Source organism: Leclercia tamurae, assembly GCF_025566055.1.
Lineage (GTDB): Bacteria > Pseudomonadota > Gammaproteobacteria > Enterobacterales > Enterobacteriaceae > Enterobacter > Enterobacter tamurae.
The window spans coordinates 1-325 of record NZ_JAMHKS010000027.1 but is presented as its reverse complement, the minus strand read 5'-3'; the positions used below and the strand labels follow the sequence as shown (position 1 = coordinate 325).

The following is a 325-nucleotide window of genomic DNA, read 5'->3' as shown; positions in this document are numbered from 1 at the left end:
TTCCGGATTTACCTGGAACCTCCGCCTACATGCTTAAACCGGGACAACCGTCGCCCGGCCAACATAGCCTTCTCCGTCCCCCCTTCGCAGTAACACCGAGTACAGGAATATTAACCTGTTTCCCATCGACTACGCCTTTCGGCCTCGCCTTAGGGGTCGACTCACCCTGCCCCGATTAACGTTGGACAGGAACCCTTGGTCTTCCGGCGAGCGGGTTTTTCACCCGCTTTATCGTTACTTATGTCAGCATTCGCACTTCTGATACCTCCAGCAGCCCTCACAGGCCACCTTCGACGGCTTACAGAACGCTCCCCTACCCAACAAC

The 325-nt window shown here is 56.0% G+C and carries 1 rRNA gene; it reads right to left on the bottom strand.

Annotated elements, in window-relative coordinates:
- Positions 1–325 (bottom strand): 23S ribosomal RNA (locus tag M8318_RS00135); the annotation flags it as partial.